Origin of the sequence: Psychrobacter sp. S1-30-MNA-CIBAN-0213 (assembly GCF_040309845.1) — a bacterium.
Classification (GTDB): Bacteria; Pseudomonadota; Gammaproteobacteria; order Pseudomonadales; family Moraxellaceae; genus Psychrobacter.
Genome location: NZ_JBEOPE010000167.1, coordinates 1 through 240, shown reverse-complemented (window position 1 = coordinate 240; position 240 = coordinate 1). Strand labels below are relative to the sequence as shown.

At 40.0% G+C, this 240-nt stretch carries 1 protein-coding gene; it reads right to left on the bottom strand.

Translation table 11 applies throughout. The features are described 5' to 3' along the window. A partial coding sequence (locus AAEY87_RS14360) for a hypothetical protein (protein WP_350657654.1) occupies window positions 1-240 on the bottom strand: 240 nt, incomplete at both ends.

Sequence of the window (240 nt, the reverse complement as noted above, 5' to 3'; positions counted from 1 at the left end):
ACATTATCTTTGCTTCCGGGGCTAAAAAAACCTTCAGCAAAATCTTTTAATGATACATCTCTTGGTCCCCCACCGAACTGCATGAGACGGCTTAAACTGACAGTCAGATTGTCAGTTATTGCTAAGCTAGTATGCAGGCCGAATAAGTAAGGTTTTCCGGGTTCATATTCTCGATCTTCTGCGTTTTCGACTCTTTTGTTTTTTAAGATACCTCTTTGCTCAGAGAGTTGAGTAATAAAC